Raw genomic sequence first — 287 nt, forward strand, 5'->3', positions numbered from 1 at the left:
ATGTCGTCAGGAACGTAAGAGGCGTACGGCCTGCCTTTTCTTACGGGGCGGGTGGTGCGGCTAGCCTCTCGGCGGCGCTTGGCCTGCTGCTTTATCTCGTCGATGATGGGAAGTGTTTCTGCGTGAAGCAGCGAACCTTCCTTTGCCCACTGTTCATCGAAGAGCGTGCCAACCCACCCGTCGGGACTTTCCGGCAGGCGTTTCTCGCTGCGCCTACCGAATACCATACGTTCAAGTTCAAGGATGCGGCGGGACTTTCTTGCCAGCTCGGCATCCTTTTGCACAAG

The 287-nt window shown here is 58.2% G+C and carries 1 pseudogene; it reads right to left on the minus strand.

The window, feature by feature from the left end:
* Positions 1 to 287, minus strand: a pseudogene (locus tag HMPREF2955_RS09965) (IS66 family transposase); the annotation flags it as partial.

Source organism: Prevotella sp. HMSC073D09 (assembly GCF_001814145.1).
In the GTDB taxonomy this organism is placed as follows: domain Bacteria; phylum Bacteroidota; class Bacteroidia; order Bacteroidales; family Bacteroidaceae; genus Prevotella; species Prevotella conceptionensis.